Genomic DNA, 22,129 nt, shown 5'->3' with positions numbered 1-22,129 from the left:
CTAGGGAGCGTGCCGGTCTCGGACGCCCAGGCCCTCGTCGTCCGAATCCGTCCACAGCGCGTTGTTGTACGGGACGTCGGGAATGGTGACCAGCTCGGGGCGGCCCGGTGTCTTCGTGCCCTGTGTGATCGGCTCGGCAGTCGTGGCCGGGCCGGCGCCACGCAGCTGATCGACGGTCCGCTCCAGCTCTCCGACACGCTGGACCAGCTCGTCGAGGCGCCGCTGAATCACCATCAGGTCTTCCTGCTGGGACATGACTTGCCCTCACTTCCGCAGGGTGCGGTGGCATGGCTCATGCGCCTGCGAGTGTCGCGCGTCACGTCCCCGCTTGTGAAGGGGACGTACAGGGATTCCCGGCGCATGCGCTTTCAGCGCGCCCCTTGTGGTTCGGATATCACTACCCCCATTTTCTCCCTTTAAGTGGCACTCTGCCCCGTTCTGCATTGGGCCGCACGGGTGACCTTGGGTCTGGTCACGCCGTGTCGCCGCCACCTGTCGCGCTCCTTCCACTTCAGTGGACGGGAATCGGTGTGATCATCTCCAAATTCCGCAAAATTGGACGAAGAGGTACAAGCCATGTCCAAGGTCGACGCGCCACGCGGGAGGACATGCTCCCGCACGCTCCGCTCTGTCGCGCTGCTCACCAGCGGGGTGCTTGCTCTGCCCGTACTGTCGGGCTGCAGCTCGGGTGAGCCCGACACCGGCAAGGCCGCGGCCCAGGACATCGCGGCCGCCGGGCGCGATCTGGTCGCCGACGGAGGGACGCTGCGCTGGGCGATCGACGCCTTGCCCACCACGCTCAACGCCTTCCAGGCCGACGCGGACGCCGCCACGACGCGTATCGCCGGGGCCGTGCTCCCCTCCCTCTTCACCCTCGACCGGAGCGGCCGTCCGCAGCGCAACCCCGACTACGTGGAGTCCGCCGAGGTCGTCAAGCGCGAGCCCAAGCAGGTCGTGCTCTACAAGCTCAACCAGGAGGCGGTGTGGAGCGACGGCAGGGAGATCGACGCGGCCGATTTCGTCTCCCAGTGGCGCGCGCTGAGCGGCAAGGACTCCGCGTACTGGACCGCGCGCAACGCCGGCTACGAGCGGATCGAGAAGATCGAGCGCGGCGCCAACGGCCTCGAGGTCAAGATCACCTTCAAGAAGCCGTACGCGGACTGGCGGTCCCTCTTCACTCCGCTCTACCCGAGGGAGGTCACCGGCACCCCGGCCTCCTTCAACGACGGGGCCCGCACCATGCTCAAGGTGATGGCCGGCCCGTTCCAGCTGAAATCCGTCGACCGCGCGGCGGGCACGACCACTCTCGTACGCAACCCGCGCTGGTGGGGGGAGCGGGCAAAGCTGGAGCGGCTGGTGCTGACCGCCGTGCCGCGCGACCAGCGCGCCGCCGCGATCACCGCGGGCAGCGTCGATCTCGCTGAGGTCGACCGCGGCACCGCGGACCGGATCGCCCCCGCGGCAGGGGAGAAGAAGAGCACCGGCGGCCAGCCGCTCGCCCACGGCTATGTGGTCCGCAAGTCGCTGGAGCCCGTGTACACCCAGCTCGCGCTGAACGGCGAGAAGGGACCGCTCGCCGACGACCGGGTGCGCCGCGCTGTGGCCCGCGCGCTGAACCGCAAGGAGCTGGCCGAGACCGTACTGACCCCGCTCGGCCTGCCCGCCACCCCGCCCGGCAGCCATCTGGCACTGGCCGGGCAGCGGGCGTACGCCGACAACAGCGCAGCGCTCGGTGAGCAGAACACCCAGGAGGCGCAGGCGCTGCTGGCCGACGCCGGCTGGACGCGCGCCGGAGCGCGTATGAAGCCCGACCCGGCCAAGGCGGGCGGCGAGGTCGAGGGCGACAAGAAGCCGTCACCCAGCCCGACCGAGCCGAAGAAGGCCGAGGCGAACAAGAAGGACGACAAGGCTTCCGACGAGGGGCTCTACATCGTCGGCGACGACAAACCCGCGAGCGGCGGCCACCGCCCCGAGTCCGGCAGCAGCGGTACGCATGTCCTCGCGCCCGCCCCCGCCGCGGCCCTCCAGGGCATGGCCCTGCAACGCCAGGCCGAGGCCCTCGACGACGACCCCGCGACCAGGCCCCGGACGAACGCCGCGGAGAAGCAGGGCGGCCTCGCCGGAGCGTATGCGCCGCGTGGCACGGCCGCCCCCGCCCGGGCGGGCGGCCCGATCGGCAAGGACGGCAAGCCGCTCACCCTGCGCTTCGTCCTCCCCTCGGGGCATGGCTCAGAGGCGCTGCGCAGTGTGGGCGACAAGATCGCGCAGATGCTGGCCCGCATCGGCGTGCGCACCGAGATCACCAAGGTCGCCGACGACAGCTACTTCAAGGACCACATCGCATCGGGCGACTACGACCTGGCGCTGTACTCCTGGCCCGCCACCGCCTACCCGGCGACTGACGCCCGCCCGATCTTCGCCAAGCCCGTGCCCGCCGCCGACGGCTCACTGCTGGTGGAGCAGAACTACACCCGCGTCGGCTCCGACCACATCGACCAGCTCTTCGACCAGGCGGCCGCCGAGCTGGACGAGGACGCCGCCCGTGACCTGGTGCGCAGGGCCGACGCCCGGATCTGGGCCGCGGCCGGGTCCATCCCGCTCTACCAGCGACCCGAGCTGGTCGCGGCCAAGGCCCAGGTGGCCAACGCGGGCGCCTTCGGCTTCGCCGTACCCCGCTACCAGGACATCGGCTTCAAGAAGCAAAAGGCCGCCAAAGCTACTAAGAAGTAGCAGGTCAGAACCTCAGAACTGGCTCAAGTCCCTTGCCCGCCGACGTCGCCGGCGGGCAAGATCGTGATCACCCTTGACCCGGGCTTTCGACCCCGCTCCACTGCACGATTCAGTACACCCCAGTGCTCCACGATGCTTCTCCCGATCGGGCCGGGAAGCCCCCGACGCGGCGGCCCCGTACCATAGGACTAGCCGTGGCGTGTCCGCCCGGCGGGCGGACGAGGCTACGACCGTCAGACGCCTGATCCCACGATCGAGAGAAGCGCTAGTCAGCATGCCCACGCGCCACGACATCCGTAACGTTGCCATCGTCGCCCACGTCGACCACGGCAAGACCACCTTGGTCGACGCCATGCTGAAGCAGGCCGGCGCGTTCGCCGCGCACGCCGCCGAGCACCTCGACGACCGCATGATGGACTCGAACGACCTGGAGCGTGAGAAGGGCATCACGATCCTGGCGAAGAACACCGCCGTCAAGTACCACCCCAAGGCCGGCGGGGCCCCGATCACCATCAACATCATCGACACCCCCGGTCACGCCGACTTCGGCGGCGAGGTGGAGCGCGGTCTGTCGATGGTGGACGCGGTCGTTCTGCTTGTCGACGCCTCCGAGGGCCCGCTGCCGCAGACCCGTTTCGTGCTCCGCAAGGCCCTCCAGGCCCGGATGCCCGTCATTCTCTGCATCAACAAGACGGACCGCCCGGACTCCCGGATCGACGAGGTCGTCAACGAGACGTACGACCTCTTCCTGGACCTGGACGCGGACGAGGAGCAGATCGAGTTCCCCATCGTCTACGCCTGCGCCCGTGACGGTGTCGCCTCGCTGACCAAGCCGGAGGACGGCACCGTCCCGTCCGACAGCGAGAACCTCGAGCCGTTCTTCAACACGATCCTCGAGCACGTCCCGGCCCCGGAGTACGACGAGGCCGCGCCGCTCCAGGCCCACGTCACCAACCTGGACGCCGACAACTTCCTGGGCCGTATCGCGCTGTGCCGCGTCGAGCAGGGAGAGCTGAAGAAGGGCCAGACCGTCACGTGGATCAAGCGCGACGGCACCATGTCCAATGTCCGCATCACCGAGCTGATGATGACGGAGGCGCTCACCCGCAAGCCGGCCGAGAAGGCAGGCCCGGGCGACATCTGCGCCATCGCCGGTATCCCGGACATCATGATCGGTGAGACCCTCGCCGACCCCGAGAACCCGATCGCGCTCCCGCTGATCACGGTCGACGAGCCCGCCATCTCCATGACCATCGGTACGAACACCTCGCCGCTGGTCGGCAAGGGCGGCAAGGGCCACAAGGTCACCGCCCGCCAGGTGAAGGACCGTCTGGACCGTGAGCTGATCGGTAACGTCTCGCTCCGCGTCCTGGACACCGAGCGTCCCGACGCATGGGAGGTCCAGGGACGAGGCGAGCTCGCGCTGGCCATCCTGGTCGAGCAGATGCGTCGTGAGGGCTTCGAGCTGACCGTCGGCAAGCCCGAGGTGGTCACCAAGGAGATCAACGGCAAGGTCCACGAGCCGATCGAGCGCATGACGATCGACTCGCCCGAGGAGCACCTCGGCGCCATCACCCAGCTGATGGCTACCCGCAAGGGCCGCATGGAGACGATGACCAACCACGGCTCGGGCTGGGTCCGCATGGAGTGGATCGTCCCGTCCCGCGGACTCATCGGCTTCCGTACGGAGTTCCTCACCCAGACCCGCGGTACGGGCATCGCGCACTCCATCTTCGAGGGCCACGAGCCCTGGTTCGGCGAGCTGCGCACCCGTCACAACGGTTCCCTGGTCGCCGACCGCTCGGGCTCGGTCACGCCGTTCGCGATGGTCAACCTCCAGGAGCGCGGTGTCATCTTCACCGAGGCGGGCACCGAGGTGTACGAGGGCATGATCGTCGGCGAGAACTCCCGCGCCGACGACATGGACGTGAACATCACCAAGGAGAAGAAGCTCACCAACATGCGTGCCGCGTCCGCGGACACCACCGAGAACGTGGTGCCCGCCCGGAGGCTGTCGCTGGAGCAGTCCCTGGAGTTCTGCCGCGAGGACGAGTGCATCGAGGTGACCCCGGAGACCGTGCGTATCCGCAAGGTCGTCCTGGACCAGAAGGAGCGCGGCCGCACGGCCTCTCGCGCCAAGCGCAACTGACGCATCATCAGTGACGGTCCGGCCCCCCGCAGAAACTTGCGGGGGGCCGGACCGTTCGTCAACTCGTTTTCCTGGCTCGAGTGTCCGCATATCGGCTAGCGCTCTCCGGAACATGTGTTAACGGTCCGTTTCGCGGGTGTCTGTCTGTGCTCGCTTTGTCCGGATTTCGGGCTGAGAGGGTCCGGCGATGTTGTCAAAACGAGACCCTTTAAGTGTGGTTTACGGCTCGGGCGTACTTAATAGTTGGCTCCATTGAGCTCGGGTCAATGGGTCACGCGCTGTGGGGAGCGCCGACTCACGAGCACACTCGGGGTACTTGACGTGTTCGCTGTCAGGGGTGTCAGCGCGCGTAGATGTGCCTCTCTTGTAGTGACAAGTGGACTCATGAGGAGGAAACCCATGCGCGGTGCCAAGAGCGCCAAGTGGGTAGCTGGTGCGGTAATCGTCGCTCTGGCAGCGACCGCCTGTGGTGGCGGTAGCGACAGTGGCTCCGACGCCAAGGGTGAAGTGGACCCGAACGGGATCTTCTCCATCGAGCTGGGTGAGCCGGAGAAGCTCCTGCACACCGGCGACACGATGGAGTCCAACGGCTCCGCCGTCATGGCCGGCCTGTTCTCGACCCTGGTCGACTACAAGGCCGACGGCTCGCTGGAGATGATCAACGCCGAGTCGGTGGAGACCACCGACTCCAAGACGTGGACCGTCAAGCTCAAGAAGGGCTGGACCTTCCACGACGGCACCCCGGTGACCGCCAAGTCCTACGTGGACGCGTGGAACTGGAACGCCAACATCAACAACGCCCAGGGGCTGTCCTCCTGGTTCGCGGACATCAAGGGCTTCGACGCCCTGCACCCGGAGAAGGAAGGCGCCAAGCCGACCGCCGAGGCCATGGAGGGCCTCAAGGTCGTCGACGACACCACCTTCACCATCGACCTGAAGAGCGCGGTCCCGGCCTTCGGTCACAAGCTCGCCTACATCGTCTTCGCCCCGCTGCCGGCGTCCTTCTACAAGAACCCGAAGGCTGCGGGCGAGAAGCCGGTCGGCAACGGTCCCTACAAGTTCGACAGCTGGGACCACAAGAAGCAGATCAAGATCGTCCGTTACGACGACTACAAGGGCTCGAACAAGGCGAAGAACGGTGGTGTGCTCTTCAAGAACTACACCACCCTCGAGGCCGCCTACGAGGACCTGAAGTCCGGCAACGTCGACGTCCTGCGTCAGATCGGCCCGAAGGACCTCCCGGTCTACCGCGCCGACCTCGGCGACCGCGCCGTCGACCAGGCGTACTCCGCGATCCAGACACTGGCCATCGCCTTCTACGCGGACCAGTGGAAGAAGCCGAAGCAGGTCGACCCGAAGGTCATCCAGGGTCTGTCCATGGCCATCGACCGCGCCACCATCACCAAGACGGTGCTGCAGGGTACGCGTGAGCCGGCCACGGGCTGGGTCGCCAAGGGCGTCGTGGGCTACCAGGACAACGCCGCGGGCGACGTCACCAAGTTCGACCCCGCCAAGGCCAAGGAGCTCATCAAGGCCGGCGGCGGCGTCCCGAAGAACGAGATCTTCATCCAGTTCAACGCGGACGGCGGCCACAAGGAGTGGGTCGACGCCGTCTGCAACAGCATCACCCAGGCGACCGGCGTCAAGTGCACCGGTGACAGCAAGCCGGACTTCCAGGCCGACCTGACCGCTCGTAAGAGCCAGCAGGTCAAGTCGATCTACCGCTCCGGCTGGGTGCTGGACTACCCCGTCAACTCCAACTTCGTCAGCGACCTGTTCCGTACGGGTGCTGCGGGCAACCAGGGCGGATTCTCCAACAAGACGCTCGACGCCAAGATCGCGGCTGCTGACAGCGCCACGACGCTCGACGACTCGGTGAAGCAGTTCCAGGCCATCGAGAAGGACCTGGTCAACTACATGCCGTCGATCCCGCTCTGGTACTACAAGGTCAACGCGGGCTACTCGGAGAAGGTCTCCGGCGTGAAGTACGGCCAGGACGGTGACCCGATCCTGACCGGCGTCGAGGTCAAGAAGTAATCGCCCAGGCGTAGTCCGAAAGCCGTTGCGGGGCTGACGAATCGCCAGCCCCGCAACGGCGCCTTACGCAGCGGCTGGGGGGCCCTTCCACGACATTCGCGTACCCATTGGGGCGCGGTTGCCGGGGGAGGGCCCGTCGGCTGCGGCTGTCACATCTCAACGGAGGCATGATGGGGCGCTATGTCGCACGACGACTGCTCCAGATGATCCCGGTATTCCTCGGGACAACCTTTCTGATCTTCTTCATGGTCTACAGCCTGCCTGGCGACCCCGTGGCGGGGTTGTTCGGCGACAAGGGCGTCGACCCGGCGACCCTCGCGGCGAAGAGACATGAACTGGGGCTGGATCTCCCGATCTGGGAGCAGTACTGGAACTACATGACCAATATCGTCCTGCACTTCGACTTCGGTAACCAGATCCGCAATGGGCGGCCGGTCACCGAGGTGCTGGGCGACGCGTTCCCCATCACCTTGCAGCTCGCGGCGCTGGCCTTCGCCTTCGAGCTCATCTTCGGCATCGGCCTCGGTGTCATCGCCGGTCTGCGGGCCGGCCGCCTCGCCGACAACGCGATCCTGATCTTCACGCTGCTGATCATCTCGATCCCGGTCTTCGTCCTCGGCTTCATCATCAAGATGGTCTTCGCCTTCGAGCTGGGCTGGATGGCGCCGAACGTCAGCAACGAGCAGAAGTGGTCCGAGCTGATCGCGCCGGCCATCGTGCTCGGCGGCCTCTCGCTCGCGTACGTCGCCCGGCTCACTCGCACCTCGATGGCGGAGAACCTGCGCGCCGACTACATGCGCACGGCCGTGGCCAAGGGTCTGCCCAGGCGCCGGATCATCGGTGTCCACCTGATGCGCAACTCGATGATCCCCGTCGTCACCTTCCTCGGCACCGACATCGGCGCCCTGATGGGCGGCGCGGTCGTCACCGAAGGCATCTTCAACGTCAAGGGCATCGGCGGCGTCATCTACGAGTCGATCAGCCGACGTGAGGGCACCACCCTGGTCGGCCTCGTCACCGTCCTGGTGCTCGTCTACCTCGCCACCAGCCTGCTCATCGACCTGCTGTATGCGGTCCTGGACCCGAGGATCCGTTATGCCTGACGTGACCAAGACCGCGGCTGCCGCGACCGAGGACGCCATCGCGCCGCCCTCCGCCGCCGAGCCCGCGCCCCAGAAGCCGGACAAGGCGCGCAGCCTGTGGGGAGACGCCTGGCAGGACCTCCGCCGCAACCCCTACTTCCTGGTCGCGTCCGTCCTGATCTTCTTCCTGCTGGTCATCACGGCCTTCCCGAGCCTGTTCACCAGCGCCTCGCCCACGGTCGGCGACCTGGTGAACCACTACCTCGGCAAGCCGGAACTGGCCAGCGTCGGCTCGGAGGGCTGGCTCGGCTATGACGGCCAGGGCCGCTCCGTGTACGCCCGCCTCATCCACGGCACCCGTGCCTCCGTCATCGTCGGCATCTGCGTCACCCTGATCGTCACCATCGTCGGCGGCATCACGGGCATGATCGCCGGCTACTTCGGCGGCATCACGGACGCGATCCTCTCCCGGATCACCGACATCTTCTTCGGTATCCCGTTCCTGCTCGGTGCCATGGTCGTGCTGCAGTCCTTCACCGAGCGCACCATCTGGGTGGTCGTCTTCGCCCTCGCGTTCCTCGGCTGGACCCAGATCACCCGAGTCATGCGCGGTGCGGTGATCACCATCAAGCAGGCCGACTACGTCCACGCCGCCAAGGCCCTCGGCGCCGGCACCACCCGGATCCTGTTCCGGCACATCCTGCCGAACGCCATGGCCCCGGTCATCGTCGTCGCGACCATCGCGCTCGGTGGCTACATCTCGGCCGAGGCGACCCTGTCGTACCTGGGTCTGGGCCTCTCCTCGCCCATCGTTTCCTGGGGCGTCGACATCTCCACCGGTGTTCAGCAGATCCGTACGGCGCAGCACATCCTGCTGTACCCGTCGATCATGCTCAGCATCACCGTTCTGGCGTTCATCATGCTCGGCGAAGCAGTTCGCAACGCCCTCGACCCCAAGCTGCGCTGAGGAGGGCGTAAGACATGACCATCATCGACAAGACCGCGTCTGTTCCCGCCCCGCGCGACGGCAACGACTACGAGGGCTCCCTGCTCGAAGTCCGCGACCTGCATGTGGAGTTCCACACCCGTGACGGTGTGGCCAAGGCGGTCAACGGCGTCAACTACAGCGTGAACGCCGGTGAGACGCTCGCCGTGCTCGGCGAGTCCGGCTCCGGCAAGTCCGTGACCGCGCAGGCGATCATGGGCATCCTCGACATGCCGCCCGGCAAGATCCCGCAGGGCGAGATCTTCTTCCGCGGCGAGGACATGCTCAAGATGTCCTACGAGGAGCGCAGGCAGATCCGTGGCCGCAAGATCGCCATGATCTTCCAGGACGCGCTCTCCTCGCTGAACCCGGTCCTCACCGTGGGCTACCAGCTCGGCGAGATGTTCCGTGTCCACCAGGGCCTGTCCAAGAAGGACGCCAAGGCCAGGGCCATCGAGCTGATGGACAAGGTCAAGATCCCGGCCGCCAAGGCCAGGGTCAACGACTACGCGCACCAGTTCTCGGGCGGTATGCGCCAGCGCATCATGATCGCGATGGCGCTCGCCCTGGAGCCGGACCTGATCATCGCCGACGAGCCCACGACCGCGCTGGACGTCACCGTCCAGGCCCAGGTCATGGAGCTGCTCGCGGAGTTGCAGCGCGAGTACAACATGGGCCTGATCCTGATCACCCACGACCTCGGCGTGGTCGCCGACGTCGCGGACAAGATCGCGGTCATGTACGCGGGCCGGATCGTCGAGACCGCCCCGGTGCACGAGCTGTACAAGCGCCCCGCTCACCCGTACACCCGTGGCCTTCTCGACTCCATTCCGCGCCTGGACCAGAAGGGCCAGGAGCTCTTCGCCATCAAGGGCCTGCCGCCCAACCTGCTGCGCGTGCCGTCCGGTTGTGCGTTCAACCCGCGCTGCACCAAGGCGGAGGACATCTGCCGCTCCGAGATCCCGGCACTGCTTCCGGTCACCGAGCAGGACGGCACGGAACTGGTCGGCCGCGGCAGCGCGTGCCACTTCTGGAAGGAGACGATCCATGGCTGAGCTCAAGAAGACTGACGAGCCGACGGACGCCGTGGACGCCACCCCGAACGTCACCGACGTCGAGACGGTCGACGCCGCCACAGAGGCCGAGGCCGTGGCCGCCATCGACGCGCCCGTCTCTCAGGGTGAGCCGATCCTTCAGGTCCGCAACCTGGTCAAGCACTTCCCGCTGACCCAGGGCATCCTGTTCAAGAAGAAGGTCGGCGCGGTCAAGGCCGTGGACGGGATCTCCTTCGACCTCTACCAGGGCGAGACCCTCGGCATCGTCGGCGAGTCCGGCTGTGGCAAGTCCACCGTCGCCAAGCTGCTGATGACGCTGGAGACGGCGACCGCCGGCGAGGTGTTCTACAAGGGCCAGGACATCACCAGGCTCTCAGGCCGTGCGCTCAAAGCCGTACGCCGCAACATCCAGATGGTGTTCCAGGACCCGTACACCTCGCTGAACCCCCGTATGACGGTCGGCGACATCATCGGGGAGCCCTTCGACATCCACCCGGAGGTGGCACCCAAGGGCGACCGCCGCCGCAAGGTCCAGGAGCTCCTGGACGTCGTGGGCCTCAACCCGGAGTACATCAACCGGTACCCGCATCAGTTCTCCGGCGGTCAGCGCCAGCGCATCGGCATCGCCCGCGGCCTGGCGCTCAACCCGGAGATCATCATCTGCGACGAGCCGGTCTCGGCCCTGGACGTCTCCGTCCAGGCACAGGTCATCAACCTGATGGAGAAGCTGCAGGACGAGTTCAACCTCTCCTACATCTTCATCGCCCACGACCTGTCGATCGTCCGGCACATCTCGGACCGGGTCGGCGTGATGTACCTCGGCAAGATGGCCGAGATCGGTACGGACACGCAGATCTACGACCACCCGACGCACCCCTATACCCAGGCGCTGCTGTCGGCGGTCCCGGTCCCCGACCCGGAGGCCCGCGAGGGCCGCGAGCGGATCATTCTCACCGGTGACGTGCCGTCCCCGGCGAACCCGCCGTCCGGCTGCCGCTTCCGCACCCGTTGCTGGAAGGCCGAGGACAAGTGCGCCGAGGAGATCCCGCTGCTGGCGGTCCCGGAGCGCTTCAAGGGCGCGGACACGCCGGCGGCGCACGAGTCCGCGTGCCACTTCGCCGAGGAGAAGGACGTCGTCCACGCGGTGTAGTGCTGCGCAGTACGTGAACGGGGGCGTCCCGGGCCCATATCGGCCCGGGACGCCCCCGTCGTCGTACGCGACTGCGTCCGCTCGTCCGGACGGGCGATGAGAATATGCGCGCGATGGCGTGTGAGGTGATATTTGGGCCTAAGTGAGACTCGGGACACTGGAGGCGACCTCATGCGTGGAGCCACGCACGCCAGATGGGCCGCATGCGCCGTGGCCGTCGCCCTCGTGGCCACGGCCTGCGGCGGCGACAGCGGTGGCAGTGGCGCCGACGGGATCGTGAGCTCCTCGTGGGGCGACCCGCAGAACCCGCTGGAGCCCGCGAACACGAACGAGGTGCAGGGCGGCAAGGTCCTCGACATGCTCTTCCGTGGCCTCAAGCAGTACGACCCGAAGACCGGCGAGGCCAAGGACATGCTCGCCGAGAAGATCGACACGAAGGATTCCACAACTTTCACGGTCACCGTCAAGGACGGCTGGACTTTCAGCAACGGCGAGAAGGTCACCGCCAAGTCCTTCGTGGACGCGTGGAACTACGGCGCCAACCTCAAGAACAACCAGAAGAACGCGTACTTCTTCGGCTACATCGAGGGCTACGAGCAGGTCCACCCGGAGCAGGGCCAGCCCACCGCCGAGACCCTCTCCGGGCTCAAGGTCGTCGACGACAAGACCTTCACGGTCAAGCTCTCCCAGAAGTTCTCCACCTGGCCCGACACCCTCGGCTACGCCGCCTTCTCCCCGCTGCCCAGCGCGTTCTTCGACGACCACGCCGCCTGGCTGTCCAAGCCCGTCGGCAACGGCCCGTACATGGTCGACTCGTACGCCAAGGGCTCGAAGATGTCGATGCGCAAGTGGGACGGCTACCCGGGCAGCGACAAGGCGGAGAACGGCGGCGTCGACCTCAATGTGTACACGGACAACAACACCGCCTACACCGACCTGACCGCGGGCAACCTCGACCTCGTCGACGATGTGCCGGCCTCGCAGCTGAAGAATGTGCAGGCGGACCTCGGCGACCGGTACATCAACACCCCGGCCGGCATCATCCAGACCATCGCCTTCCCCTTCTACGACAAGGCCTGGAACACCCCGGGCGCCGCGAAGGTCCGCACGGGCCTGTCCATGGCGATCAACCGCGAGCAGATCACCGACACGATCTTCCAGAAGACGCGTACGCCCGCGAAGGACTGGACCTCGCCGGTGCTCGGCGCGGACGGCGGCTTCAGCGAGACCCTGTGCGGTGACCCCTGCACCTACAACCCCACCGAGGCGAAGAAGCTGATCACCGAAGGCGGCGGCATCCCCGGCGGCAGGCTGAAGCTCTCGTACAACGCGGACAGCGGCTCGCACAAGGAGTGGGTCGATGCCGTCTGCAACAGCATCAACAATGTGCTGGGCAAGGACACGGCGTGCGTCGGCAACCCGGTCGGCACCTTCGCCGACTTCCGCAACCAGATCGGGCAGCACAAGATGCCCGGCCCCTTCCGGGCCGGCTGGCAGATGGACTACCCGCTCATCCAGAACTTCCTGCAGCCGCTCTACTACACCAAGGCCTCGTCCAACGACGGCCTGTGGAGCAACCCGGAGTTCGACAAGCTCGTCAACGAGGCCAACGCCGAGTCCGACACGAAGAAGGCCGTCGAGACCTTCCAGAAGGCCGAAGAGGTCGTACGCGACCAGATGGCCGCCATCCCGCTCTGGTATCAGAACGGCAGTGCCGGCTACTCGGAGCGGGTCTCCAATGTCTCGCTGAACCCCTTCAGCGTCCCCGTCTACAACGAGATCAAGGTCAACTGACGGCGGAAGGTGGCCGGCCCGGCGTGTCCTATGCGCCGGGCCGTCCCCCTTCCCACGACCCCCGGAGCCCTTCATGGGACGTTATGTGATCCGGCGTCTGCTGCAGATGATCCCTGTCTTCTTCGGCGCCACACTGCTGATCTTCCTCATGGTGAACGTGATGGGCGACCCCATCGCGGGCCTCTGCGGCGACCGGCAGTGCGACCCGGCGACGGCCGCCCAGCTGCGCAAGGAGTTCGGCCTCGACAAGCCGGTGTGGCAGCAATACCTGACGTACATGGGCAATGTCTTCACCGGCGACTTCGGCACCGCCTTCAACGGGCAGAAGGTCACCGAGCTGATGGGCGAAGCCTTCCCGGTCACGATCCGGCTGACGATCGTCGCGATCGTCTTCGAGATCGTCATCGGCATCACGCTCGGCGTGATCACGGGCCTGCGGCGCGGCCGTCCCGTAGACACCTCCGTGCTGCTGCTCACGCTGGTCGTCATCTCGGTCCCGACCTTCGTCACCGGTCTGATCCTCCAGCTGCTGCTGGGCGTCGAGTGGGGCGTCATCAAGCCCGCCGTCTCACCGGAGGCGCCCATCAACGAGCTGCTCATCCCCGGACTTGTGCTCGCCTCGGTCTCTCTCGCGTACGTCACCCGGCTCACCCGGACCTCGATCGCCGAGAACGCCCGCTCCGACTACGTCCGCACCGCGAAGGCGAAAGGGCTCCCCAGAGGGCGTGTGATCAGCCGTCATCTGCTGCGCAATTCACTGATCCCGGTGGTCACCTTCATCGGCACCGACATCGGCGCCCTGATGGGCGGCGCGATCGTCACCGAGCGCATCTTCAACATCCACGGCGTCGGCTACCAGCTCTACCAGGGCATTCTGCGCCAGAACACCCAGACCGTCGTCGGCTTTGTGACCGTACTCGTCATCGTCTTCCTGCTGGCGAATCTGCTGGTCGACCTTCTGTACGCCGTTCTCGACCCGAGGATCCGGTATGCCTGAGCGATCCGATCCGGGCGAAGCCATCGCTCCCACCGGAGCGGGTGGCGCGATGGACCTCGCGACCAGCGAGGGGACGACGCTGGAGCTGGATGCATCAGCCGCCTCCGGCGGACGGGCACCCGGCGGCCCGATGGGCACCGGGCCCGCCGAGCGGCCCCGCAGTCTGTGGTCCGACGCGTGGCGCGATCTGCGGCGCAACCCGATCTTCATCGTCTCCGGCCTGGTCATCCTCTTTCTGGTCGTCATCTCCATCTGGCCCTCGCTGATCGCCACCCAGAACCCGCTTCAGTGCGACCTCGCCAAGGCCCAGCAGGGTTCCCAGCCGGGCCACCCCTTCGGCTTCAACGGACAGGGCTGTGACGTGTACACACGCACGGTCTACGGCGCCCGCGCCTCGGTCACGGTCGGCGTCTGCGCCACCCTCGGTGTCGCGCTGATCGGTTCCGTCTTCGGCGGTCTCGCCGGCTTCTTCGGCGGGGCGTCGGACGCGATCCTGTCCCGCGTCACCGACATCTTCTTCGGCATCCCGGTCGTCCTCGGCGGACTGGTCCTGCTGTCCGTCGTCACCAGCTCCACCGTCTGGCCGGTCATCGGCTTCATGGTGCTGCTCGGCTGGCCCCAGCTCTCCCGGATCGCGCGCGGCTCGGTCATCACCGCGAAGCAGAACGACTACGTCCAGGCGGCGCGGGCGCTCGGTGCGTCCAACTCCCGGATGCTGCTGCGGCACATCGCCCCCAACGCCGTCGCTCCCGTGATCGTCGTGGCGACCATCGCGCTCGGCACCTATATCTCCCTGGAGGCGACCCTCTCGTTCCTCGGTGTCGGTCTCAAGCCACCGACCGTGTCCTGGGGCATCGACATCTCCTCCGCCTCGCCGTACATCCGCAACGCCCCGCACATGCTGCTCTGGCCGGCCGGTGCGCTGGCGATCACCGTGCTCGCGTTCATCATGCTCGGCGACGCGGTGCGCGACGCCCTCGACCCCAAGCTGCGCTGAGGAGCCCGCCATGTTGCTCGAAGTGCGCGATCTGCACGTGGAGTTCCGTACGAGGGACGGGGTGGCCAAGGCCGTCAACGGCGTCAGCTACACGGTGGACGAGGGCGAGACGCTCGCCGTGCTGGGCGAGTCCGGCTCCGGCAAGTCCGTCACGGCGCAGGCGGTCATGGGCATCCTGGACACGCCCCCGGGGAAGATCGCCGGCGGCGAGGTCCTCTTCCAGGGGCAGGATCTTCTGAAGCTCAAGGAGGACGAGCGACGGAAGATCCGCGGGGCCGGGATGGCCATGATCTTCCAGGACGCGCTCTCGTCCCTGAACCCGGTGCTGAGCGTGGGCGACCAGCTCGGCGAGATGTTTGTCGTCCACCGCAAGATGTCGCGGAAGGACGCGCGCGCCAAGGCCGTCGAGCTGATGGAGCGGGTGGGCATCCCGGCGGCGAAGGAGCGGGTGGGGCAGTATCCGCACCAGTTCAGCGGCGGTATGCGCCAGCGCATCATGATCGCCATGGCGCTCGCCCTGGAGCCCTCGCTGATCATCGCGGACGAGCCGACGACCGCGCTGGACGTCACCGTCCAGGCCCAGGTGATGGATCTGCTGGCCAAGCTCCAGAGCGAGCTGAACATGGGGCTGATCCTGATCACCCACGACCTCGGTGTGGTCGCCGACGTCGCGGACAGGATCGCGGTGATGTACGCGGGGCGGATCGTCGAGACGGCCCCGGTGCACGACATCTACAAGGCCCCGGCGCATCCGTACACCAAGGGGCTGCTCGAATCGATCCCGCGCCTGGACCAGAAGGGCCAGGAGCTGTACGCGATCAAGGGCCTGCCGCCGAACCTGATGAACATCCCGCCCGGCTGCGCCTTCAACCCGCGCTGCCCGCTGGCTCGGGACGTGTGCCGGACCGACGTGCCGCCGCTGTACGAGGTGTCGCAGGACCGCAGGAGCGCGTGCCACTTCTGGCAGGAGGCGCTCAATGGCTGAGCAGGCTGAGCAGGTCGGGCAGGCTGAGGCGATTTTGGAAGTGCGCGACCTGTACAAGCACTATCCGCTCACCCGGGGCATCCTCTTCAAGAAGCAGGTCGGCTTGGTGAAGGCGGTCGACGGCGTCGACCTCGACCTGGCGGCGGGCGAGACGCTCGGCATCGTGGGGGAGTCGGGCTGCGGCAAGTCCACCCTCGCCAAACTGCTGGTCCATCTGGAGCGGCCGACGGCCGGGGTGATCCGGTACAAGGGCGACGACATCACCAAGCTGTCGGGGCGTGCGCTCAAAGCCGTGCGCCGGAACATCCAGATTGTGTTCCAGGACCCGTATACGTCCTTGAACCCACGGATGACGGTCGGCGACATCATCGGTGAGCCGTACGAGATCCACCCGGAGGTGGCCCCGAAGGGCTCGCGCCGGAAGAAGGTCCAGGATCTGCTGGACGTGGTGGGGCTCAACCCGGAGTACATCAACCGCTATCCGCACCAGTTCAGCGGAGGCCAGCGGCAGCGCATCGGCATCGCGCGCGGGCTTGCCCTCCGGCCGGAGATCATCGTGGCGGACGAGCCGGTTTCGGCGCTCGACGTCTCTGTCCAGGCGCAGGTGATCAATCTGCTGGACAAGCTGCAGAGCGAGTTCAGCCTGAGCTATGTGTTCATCGCACACGACCTGTCGATCGTGCGGCACATCTCCGACCGGGTCGGTGTGATGTACCTGGGCCGGATCGTGGAGATCGGCAAGGACGAGGAGATCTACGACCACCCGACGCATCCGTACACCCAGGCACTGCTGTCGGCGGTCCCGGTGCCGGACCCGGAGGCCCGTGAGCGCCGCGAACGGATCATCCTGCGCGGTGATGTCCCGTCGCCCGCGAACATCCCGTCGGGCTGCCGGTTCCGCACGCGGTGCTGGAAGGCGCAGGAGCGCTGCGAACTGGAGGTGCCGCTGCTGGCGGTGCCGGCGGAGTTCCGGCTGCAGGAAGGGCCCGCGCAGCATCCGTCGGCGTGCCACTTCGCGGAGGAGAAACGCGTGGTCCCGTCGGAACCCGAGGCGGAGTGATGTCTCTCTCCGCGCCCCCGCCATTCATGACCCTGGATTCATCACGCAGTCCGCATCGGGGCATACAAAATCAAACAAATAACCATCAATTTCGTTAACACGCAGGCAACTTGACCGTCGCAACTCCGATATACGAACGCGCCACGCTGGACAGCGTACGGCCGTGCGGGTGCCGTAGACCGGCTGGGGCTCGCCATGTGGCCCCGGCCGGTCGCCCACCCGGTGCAGGGGCCCTTGTTCAACGGTGCACAGCGATGCAACATCGCACCTGTGACTCTTACCCGGGGGGCTCGGATCACGGGAGCGGTGCTGTGCGCCGCGCTTGCTCTCATCGTGGGCGGCTGGATCGGCCGGGATCTCACCACCGTGGACGACCCGCTGGATCTCTGGCGGTACTGGACCGGGAACGGCAGCGCAGGGGCCTCGGACCCGCTGACGACGTCCCTGGAAGACCTGCTGCTCTTGGCGGTGTACGTCACCGTGGTCGTTGCTGCCCTGCGCTCGGCCGTCGCGGCCGCCGCGCTGGTGGCCGTCGGAGTGATCACCCTCGCCCTGCGGCTGCCGGGCCTGTGGGTCCTCAGCACCTCCTGGATGGGCCTGCGGGCCACCGACGAACTGCGCACCCGGGCGCTGTACTGCGCCTTCGCTGCCCTCGGGCTCGGCCTCGGGCTGATCATCACGGCCGCCGCGGGCCGCCGTGCGCCCGGCGGCTACGACCCGTACGTCACGCACGACGCCCAACCCGCCCATGAGTTGACGCCGACCCGGCCCACCCAGGGCGTGTCCGTGCTCGCCTTTCTGCTGCTCGGCGCGTCGGCGGGGATCCTGGCGGCCTGGGAGGTCTACACGGCGACGGAGATCGGCGGCTCGCGCTGTCTCGACCGGTTCACCGGCAGCGAGACGGTCCTGCTGCCGCTGCTCGGAACCCCGCCCGGCTGGCTGGTCGCGGTGATCGTCGTGCTCGCACTGGTGGCGGCGTTCGGCGCGCTCTTCCACGCGGTCTTCTCACGGCCGCTGGGGTTGGTGGTGGCGGTGTTCCTGCTGGGCACGGGCGGGCGGGGCGTCGACATCGCGGTCCGGAACGAACTCGTCTCCCGGCTCGGCGATCTGCCGACCCGCGATCAACTGCTGGTCCTGTCCTGGCTGTTCGAGCTGGCGGCGGGGGTGGTGCTGGTGATGGCGCTGGCCCGGCGGGGCGAGAGGGATGAGGTTTCGGGGGGTGCGCCGGTGTGGCAGCAGCCGCGGTCCGGCTATGGCTATGGCTATCCGCAGAGCGGCGGGGGGCCGCCGCCGCCGACGTCGCCCCCGCCGGGTTGGTGACGGGGCTGCTTTTTCCCCGACCCGCCCCTTCCCGAACTGGGGCTCCGCCCCAGACCCCGGTACGCCCTCCGGGCGTTGTCCTCGATCTCCCCCAGACTTCGTCCGGGGGACCCCCAACGGGCTTGAATTTCCGCCCGTCCGGCCGAAACTTGAAGCCCGCCCGGGCAAATCAAGCCCCCGTGGGGGAGTTTGAGGCGCGGTCCCGGACGCGAAATCCAGCCCCCCCCGGCGTTTGAGGAGCGGGGCCCGGGGCGGAGCCCCGAATCCAGCCTCGTGGGGGTCCCCCCGGACGAAGTCTGGGGGAGATTGAGGCGCGGGGTCCGGGGCGGAGCCCCGGCCGGGCGGACCCGGTCATCCACGCCCCGCACCCCCCGCTACCGCCTCGCCAACGACCGCTTCAAGAAGTCCACCTGAAGCAGCAGCAGATTCTCCGCGATCTGCTCCTGCGGCGTCATATGCGTCACCCCACTCAGCGGCAGCACCTCATGCGCCCGCCCCGCCGCCAGCAGCGCCGACGAGAGCCGCAGCGTATGTGCCATCACCACATTGTCGTCCGCCAGACCATGGATGATCATCAGCGGCCTTGCCGGATTCTCCGGCGTCGTCAACCCGTCCTCCGTGACGAGCGAGTTGGCCGCGTACACCTCGGGCCGCCCAGCCGGATCGCCCAGATAGCGCTCCGTGTAGTGCGTGTCGTACAGCCGGAGATCCGACACCGGCGCGCCCGCGACCGCCGCATGGAACACGTCCGGGCGGCGCAGCACCGCCATCGCCGCCAGATAACCGCCGTACGACCAGCCGCGGATCGCCACCCGGTCGAGGTCCAGCGGGAACGCTCCGGCCAGTGCGTGCAGCGCCTCGATCTGGTCGTCGAGGGTGAGCGGGAAGTTGTCCTTGATCGCCTTCTCCCAGCCGGGGGAGCGGCCGGGCGCGCCCCGGCCGTCCGCCACGATCACCGCGAAACCCTGGTCGGCGAACCACTGCGAGGTGAGGTATGGATTCTGCGCGGCGAAGACACGCTGGCCGTGCGGGCCCCCGTAGGGATCCATCAGCACCGGCAGCGGACCGTCCGACTCCTGGTAGCCCTCGGGAAGCAGCACGCCGCACGGAATCCGCAACCTGCCCGCCTCGCAGAGCCGCACCCGGGCAGTCAGCACCGGCTGCTCCGCGTACGAGGCGACGGTTGCGACCGGCTTGCCTTCCCGCAGCACCTGCACGGACGCGCCGCTCACCTCCGTACGCGACGAGGCAAGCACCGTCACCGGGCCGGAGCGTACGGCCGAGTGCACCCCGGGGCCCTCCGAGATGCGCTCGATCCCCAGCTCGTTGACGCGGTACACATGGATCTCGCCGATCTCCGGATCCGCGGCCTCCTCGCCCGCCGCCGCGGACACCAGCACATCGTTCTCGCCGATGTCCAGCACCGCCCGCAGTTGCAACTGGGCCCCGGTCAGCGCCCGGTCGCCCACCGCGAGCACCCGCGCGCCGCCCTCGTCCGCGATCCGTACAAGTCGTCCGTCCGGCGCCCAGGCCGGCACCCCGGGGAACAGATCAAGCCACACCGGATCCTCGTCGACATGCACCGTCCGGGTCACGCCCGTCTCCGGATCAACCGCCAGATAAAGCTGCGTGCGCTGGTCACGAGCCTGTACGAGCAGCAGCGGGGCGCCCGCCGCCGACCAGTGCACCCGGGCCAGATACGGATACCGGGACCGGTCCCAGCCCACTTCCGTACGCTCCCCGTCCAGCGTGACCAGATACAGCCGCACCTCCGCGTTGGGCGTCCCGGCCGACGGATAGGCGACCTGCTCCGGCTCCCGGTCCGGATGCGCGGGATCGGAGATCCACCAGCGCCGTACCTCCCGCTCGTCGACCCGGGCGACCAGCAGCCGGTCCGACTCGGGCGACCACCAGAAGCCGCGCGAGCGGTCCATCTCCTCGGCCGCGATGAACTCCGCGAGTCCGTAGGTGGTGTGCTCGTCCTCCGGCTCGGCCAGCGCCCGGTCCTCCTCGCCCTCCGCACCGGCCACCCGCAGCGCACCCCGCGCCACATACGCGATGTGCCGGCCGTCGGGGGACGGCCGCGGGTCGATCACCGGGCCGGGCACGGGCAGTTCGCGCGCGGTCCCGGCCCGCAGCTCCGCGGCGTACAGCCGCCCCGAGAGCGTGAACGCCGCCAACTCGACCGCCTGGTCCACCGCATAGCCGACGATGCCCGCAGACCCCTCACGGCTGCGTTCCCGCCGGGCCCGCTCCTGCGGGGACAGCCTCTCTTCCGCCCCGCCCAGCAGCGCGTCCGGATCCGCGGCCGGCCGCTCCTGCGGCCGGCGTGCGTCGCCGTCGAGATCGAGCACCCAGAGCCGGCCCGCCCGGTCGGTCCCCGAGGCCGACCTGAGGAACACCACCCGGGATCCGTCCGGCGACACCGTGAAGGCGCGCGGGGCGCCGAGAGTGAAGCGCTGGGTCCTGGCGTACTGACGCGGAAAGGAGAGCTGCGGCCTCGTGGTCATGCGACCGAACCTAGCGTTCGTGCGCCCCCGTGTGCTGCCGTGCACCGATCGATGCGTTCGTACGGATAGTTATGATCCGTAGCGCAAGGTGGGTATGACCCTCCTGGCACATGCAACCTGCCCGTCCCGACCGAATATCTGTGGAGGTGAACCGCCGTGGCACTCTCGATTTCGGCGGTGGTGCTGCTGGCGATCGTCGTCTTCCTGCTGGTCCGGAAGTCCGGGCTGAAAGGTGGGCATGCGGCGGTCTGCGTGTTGCTCGGGTTCTATCTCGCAAGCTCGTCCATCGCCCCCACCATCACCGAACTGACCACCAATGTGGCCGGGATGATCGGGGGCATCAAGTTCTAGCGCGGCGGGTCCGGCCTCGTAGGCTGTCCGCATGAAGGATCTTCCCGCCCGTCGTCTGCTCCTGGTGCACGCTCACCCGGACGACGAGTCGATCAACAACGGCGCGACGATGGCCCTGTACGCGGCCGCCGGCGCCCAGGTCACGCTGGTGACCTGCACCCTCGGGGAGGAGGGCGAGGTCATTCCGCCGGATCTCGCCCACCTCGCGTCCGACCGGGAGGACCGTCTCGGGCCCCATCGCGCCGGAGAACTGGCCGCCGCGATGAAGGAGCTGGGTGTCACCGATCACCGCTTCCTCGGCGGCCCGGGCCGGTTCCGGGACTCCGGGATGATGGGCGTCCCGCAGAACCGCCGCGCGGGTGCGTTCTGGAACACCGACGTGGACGACGCCGCCCCGTACCTCGTCGAGATCATCCGTTCCGTACGTCCCCAGGTGCTCGTGACGTACGACCCGGACGGCGGCTACGGACATCCCGACCACATCCAGGCCCACCGGGTCGCGATGCGCGCCGCCGAACTGGCCGCGGAGCGCGCTTTCCGGCGCGACCTGGGCGACCCGCACACCATCGCCAAGATCTACTGGAACCGGGTGCCGCGCTCGGTGGCCGAGGAGGGCTTCGCCCGGCTGCGCGCCGCGGGCGGAGTGAACTTCCCGGGCATCGCCGAGATCGACGACATTCCGGGCGTCGTGGACGACTCCGACATCACCACGGAGATCGACGGCACTGCGTACGCGGAGCGGAAGACGGCGGCGATGCGCGCCCATGACACCCAAATCGCCGTGGACGGCCCCTTCTTCGCACTCTCGAACTATCTGGGGCAGCCGATCTTCGCGACGGAGTACTACCAGTTGGTGCGGGGCGAGCCGGGCGCGCCGCCCGGAGAGCGTGAGCACGACCTCTTCACAGGAGTTGCACCATGAGCGGG

The 22,129-nt window shown here is 67.8% G+C and carries 17 protein-coding genes; 15 read left to right on the top strand and 2 right to left on the bottom strand.

Annotated features, from left to right (window positions below):
• Positions 1–255, bottom strand: a complete 255-nt coding sequence (locus tag ACZ3H8_RS07675) for a hypothetical protein (protein WP_467398713.1) — start codon at positions 253–255, stop codon at positions 1–3.
• A 321-nt stretch (positions 256–576) separates the two neighbouring features.
• On the opposite strand from ACZ3H8_RS07675, the gene ACZ3H8_RS07670 reads away from it, so the two are divergent.
• From ACZ3H8_RS07670 to ACZ3H8_RS07610, 13 genes are all read left to right on the top strand, one after another.
• Entirely contained in the window at positions 577–2,730 is a 2,154-nt protein-coding gene (locus ACZ3H8_RS07670) for an ABC transporter family substrate-binding protein (protein ID WP_467398711.1), read from the top strand.
• Positions 2,731–3,004: 274 nt separating this feature from the next.
• Positions 3,005–4,879: a translational GTPase TypA gene (typA, locus tag ACZ3H8_RS07665; protein WP_467398709.1), complete on the top strand. Its 1,875-nt coding sequence runs from the start codon at positions 3,005–3,007 to the stop codon at positions 4,877–4,879.
• A gap of 399 nt (positions 4,880–5,278) precedes the next feature.
• The gene (locus tag ACZ3H8_RS07660) at positions 5,279–6,916 is read left to right on the top strand and encodes a peptide ABC transporter substrate-binding protein (RefSeq protein WP_467398706.1); all 1,638 of its coding nucleotides are present in this window, start codon (positions 5,279–5,281) and stop codon (positions 6,914–6,916) included.
• 170 nt (positions 6,917–7,086) lie between these two features.
• Positions 7,087–8,019: an ABC transporter permease gene (locus ACZ3H8_RS07655; RefSeq protein WP_170146660.1), complete on the top strand. Its 933-nt coding sequence runs from the start codon at positions 7,087–7,089 to the stop codon at positions 8,017–8,019.
• The gene (locus tag ACZ3H8_RS07650; protein ID WP_467398704.1) at positions 8,012–8,965 is read left to right on the top strand and encodes an ABC transporter permease; all 954 of its coding nucleotides are present in this window, start codon (positions 8,012–8,014) and stop codon (positions 8,963–8,965) included. Before ACZ3H8_RS07655 ends, ACZ3H8_RS07650 begins: the two co-directional genes overlap by 8 nt.
• Before the next feature lie 14 nt (positions 8,966–8,979).
• On the top strand, positions 8,980–10,038 hold the full coding sequence (locus tag ACZ3H8_RS07645) for an ABC transporter ATP-binding protein (RefSeq protein ID WP_467398701.1): 1,059 nt from the start codon (positions 8,980–8,982) through the stop codon (positions 10,036–10,038).
• Positions 10,031–11,188: an ABC transporter ATP-binding protein gene (locus ACZ3H8_RS07640; protein ID WP_467398699.1), complete on the top strand. Its 1,158-nt coding sequence runs from the start codon at positions 10,031–10,033 to the stop codon at positions 11,186–11,188. Before ACZ3H8_RS07645 ends, ACZ3H8_RS07640 begins: the two co-directional genes overlap by 8 nt.
• 171 nt (positions 11,189–11,359) lie before the next feature.
• Positions 11,360–12,982, top strand: coding sequence for a peptide ABC transporter substrate-binding protein (locus ACZ3H8_RS07635; protein ID WP_467398696.1), 1,623 nt, complete (start codon positions 11,360–11,362; stop codon positions 12,980–12,982).
• Between the two features lie 73 nt (positions 12,983–13,055).
• Positions 13,056–13,979 (top strand): ABC transporter permease, encoded by a 924-nt coding sequence (locus ACZ3H8_RS07630; RefSeq protein ID WP_356231281.1) that lies wholly within the window; start codon positions 13,056–13,058, stop codon positions 13,977–13,979.
• On the top strand, positions 13,972–14,976 hold the full coding sequence (locus tag ACZ3H8_RS07625) for an ABC transporter permease (protein ID WP_467398693.1): 1,005 nt from the start codon (positions 13,972–13,974) through the stop codon (positions 14,974–14,976). The genes ACZ3H8_RS07630 and ACZ3H8_RS07625 overlap by 8 nt, the downstream gene beginning before the upstream one ends.
• Before the next feature lie 10 nt (positions 14,977–14,986).
• Entirely contained in the window at positions 14,987–15,961 is a 975-nt protein-coding gene (locus ACZ3H8_RS07620) for an ABC transporter ATP-binding protein (protein ID WP_467398690.1), read from the top strand.
• The gene (locus tag ACZ3H8_RS07615; protein WP_467398688.1) at positions 15,954–17,021 is read left to right on the top strand and encodes an ABC transporter ATP-binding protein; all 1,068 of its coding nucleotides are present in this window, start codon (positions 15,954–15,956) and stop codon (positions 17,019–17,021) included. The genes ACZ3H8_RS07620 and ACZ3H8_RS07615 overlap by 8 nt, the downstream gene beginning before the upstream one ends.
• A 270-nt stretch (positions 17,022–17,291) precedes the next feature.
• On the top strand, positions 17,292–18,341 hold the full coding sequence (locus ACZ3H8_RS07610) for a hypothetical protein (protein ID WP_467398685.1): 1,050 nt from the start codon (positions 17,292–17,294) through the stop codon (positions 18,339–18,341).
• 374 nt (positions 18,342–18,715) lie between these two features.
• Here ACZ3H8_RS07610 and ACZ3H8_RS07605 read toward each other — a convergent pair whose 3' ends face one another.
• On the bottom strand, positions 18,716–20,851 hold the full coding sequence (locus ACZ3H8_RS07605; RefSeq protein ID WP_467398682.1) for an alpha/beta fold hydrolase: 2,136 nt from the start codon (positions 20,849–20,851) through the stop codon (positions 18,716–18,718).
• Between the two features lie 156 nt (positions 20,852–21,007).
• On the opposite strand from ACZ3H8_RS07605, the gene ACZ3H8_RS07600 reads away from it, so the two are divergent.
• Positions 21,008–21,202 (top strand): hypothetical protein, encoded by a 195-nt coding sequence (locus ACZ3H8_RS07600; RefSeq protein ID WP_307661316.1) that lies wholly within the window; start codon positions 21,008–21,010, stop codon positions 21,200–21,202.
• 31 nt (positions 21,203–21,233) lie between these two features.
• Positions 21,234–22,124, top strand: a complete 891-nt coding sequence (mshB, locus tag ACZ3H8_RS07595) for an N-acetyl-1-D-myo-inositol-2-amino-2-deoxy-alpha-D-glucopyranoside deacetylase (protein ID WP_467398678.1) — start codon at positions 21,234–21,236, stop codon at positions 22,122–22,124.
• Positions 22,125–22,129: the final 5 nt, after the last annotated feature.

Source organism: Streptomyces sp. NPDC002868, from assembly GCF_055563295.1.
The sequence above is the reverse complement of the archived record's forward strand: the minus strand, read 5'-3'. Positions and strand labels throughout refer to the sequence as shown.

Coding starts and splice junctions, on each gene's coding strand:
- ACZ3H8_RS07650 (WP_467398704.1), top strand. CDS start 8,012: ATGCCTGACGTGACCAAGACCGCGGCTGCCGCGACCGAGGACGCCATC.
- ACZ3H8_RS07660 (WP_467398706.1), top strand. CDS start 5,279: ATGCGCGGTGCCAAGAGCGCCAAGTGGGTAGCTGGTGCGGTAATCGTC.
- ACZ3H8_RS07655 (WP_170146660.1), top strand. CDS start 7,087: ATGGGGCGCTATGTCGCACGACGACTGCTCCAGATGATCCCGGTATTC.
- ACZ3H8_RS07625 (WP_467398693.1), top strand. CDS start 13,972: ATGCCTGAGCGATCCGATCCGGGCGAAGCCATCGCTCCCACCGGAGCG.
- ACZ3H8_RS07635 (WP_467398696.1), top strand. CDS start 11,360: ATGCGTGGAGCCACGCACGCCAGATGGGCCGCATGCGCCGTGGCCGTC.
- ACZ3H8_RS07675 (WP_467398713.1), bottom strand. CDS start 255: ATGTCCCAGCAGGAAGACCTGATGGTGATTCAGCGGCGCCTCGACGAG.
- ACZ3H8_RS07670 (WP_467398711.1), top strand. CDS start 577: ATGTCCAAGGTCGACGCGCCACGCGGGAGGACATGCTCCCGCACGCTC.
- mshB (WP_467398678.1), top strand. CDS start 21,234: ATGAAGGATCTTCCCGCCCGTCGTCTGCTCCTGGTGCACGCTCACCCG.
- ACZ3H8_RS07630 (WP_356231281.1), top strand. CDS start 13,056: ATGGGACGTTATGTGATCCGGCGTCTGCTGCAGATGATCCCTGTCTTC.
- ACZ3H8_RS07615 (WP_467398688.1), top strand. CDS start 15,954: ATGGCTGAGCAGGCTGAGCAGGTCGGGCAGGCTGAGGCGATTTTGGAA.
- typA (WP_467398709.1), top strand. CDS start 3,005: ATGCCCACGCGCCACGACATCCGTAACGTTGCCATCGTCGCCCACGTC.
- ACZ3H8_RS07645 (WP_467398701.1), top strand. CDS start 8,980: ATGACCATCATCGACAAGACCGCGTCTGTTCCCGCCCCGCGCGACGGC.
- ACZ3H8_RS07620 (WP_467398690.1), top strand. CDS start 14,987: ATGTTGCTCGAAGTGCGCGATCTGCACGTGGAGTTCCGTACGAGGGAC.
- ACZ3H8_RS07640 (WP_467398699.1), top strand. CDS start 10,031: ATGGCTGAGCTCAAGAAGACTGACGAGCCGACGGACGCCGTGGACGCC.
- ACZ3H8_RS07605 (WP_467398682.1), bottom strand. CDS start 20,851: ATGACCACGAGGCCGCAGCTCTCCTTTCCGCGTCAGTACGCCAGGACC.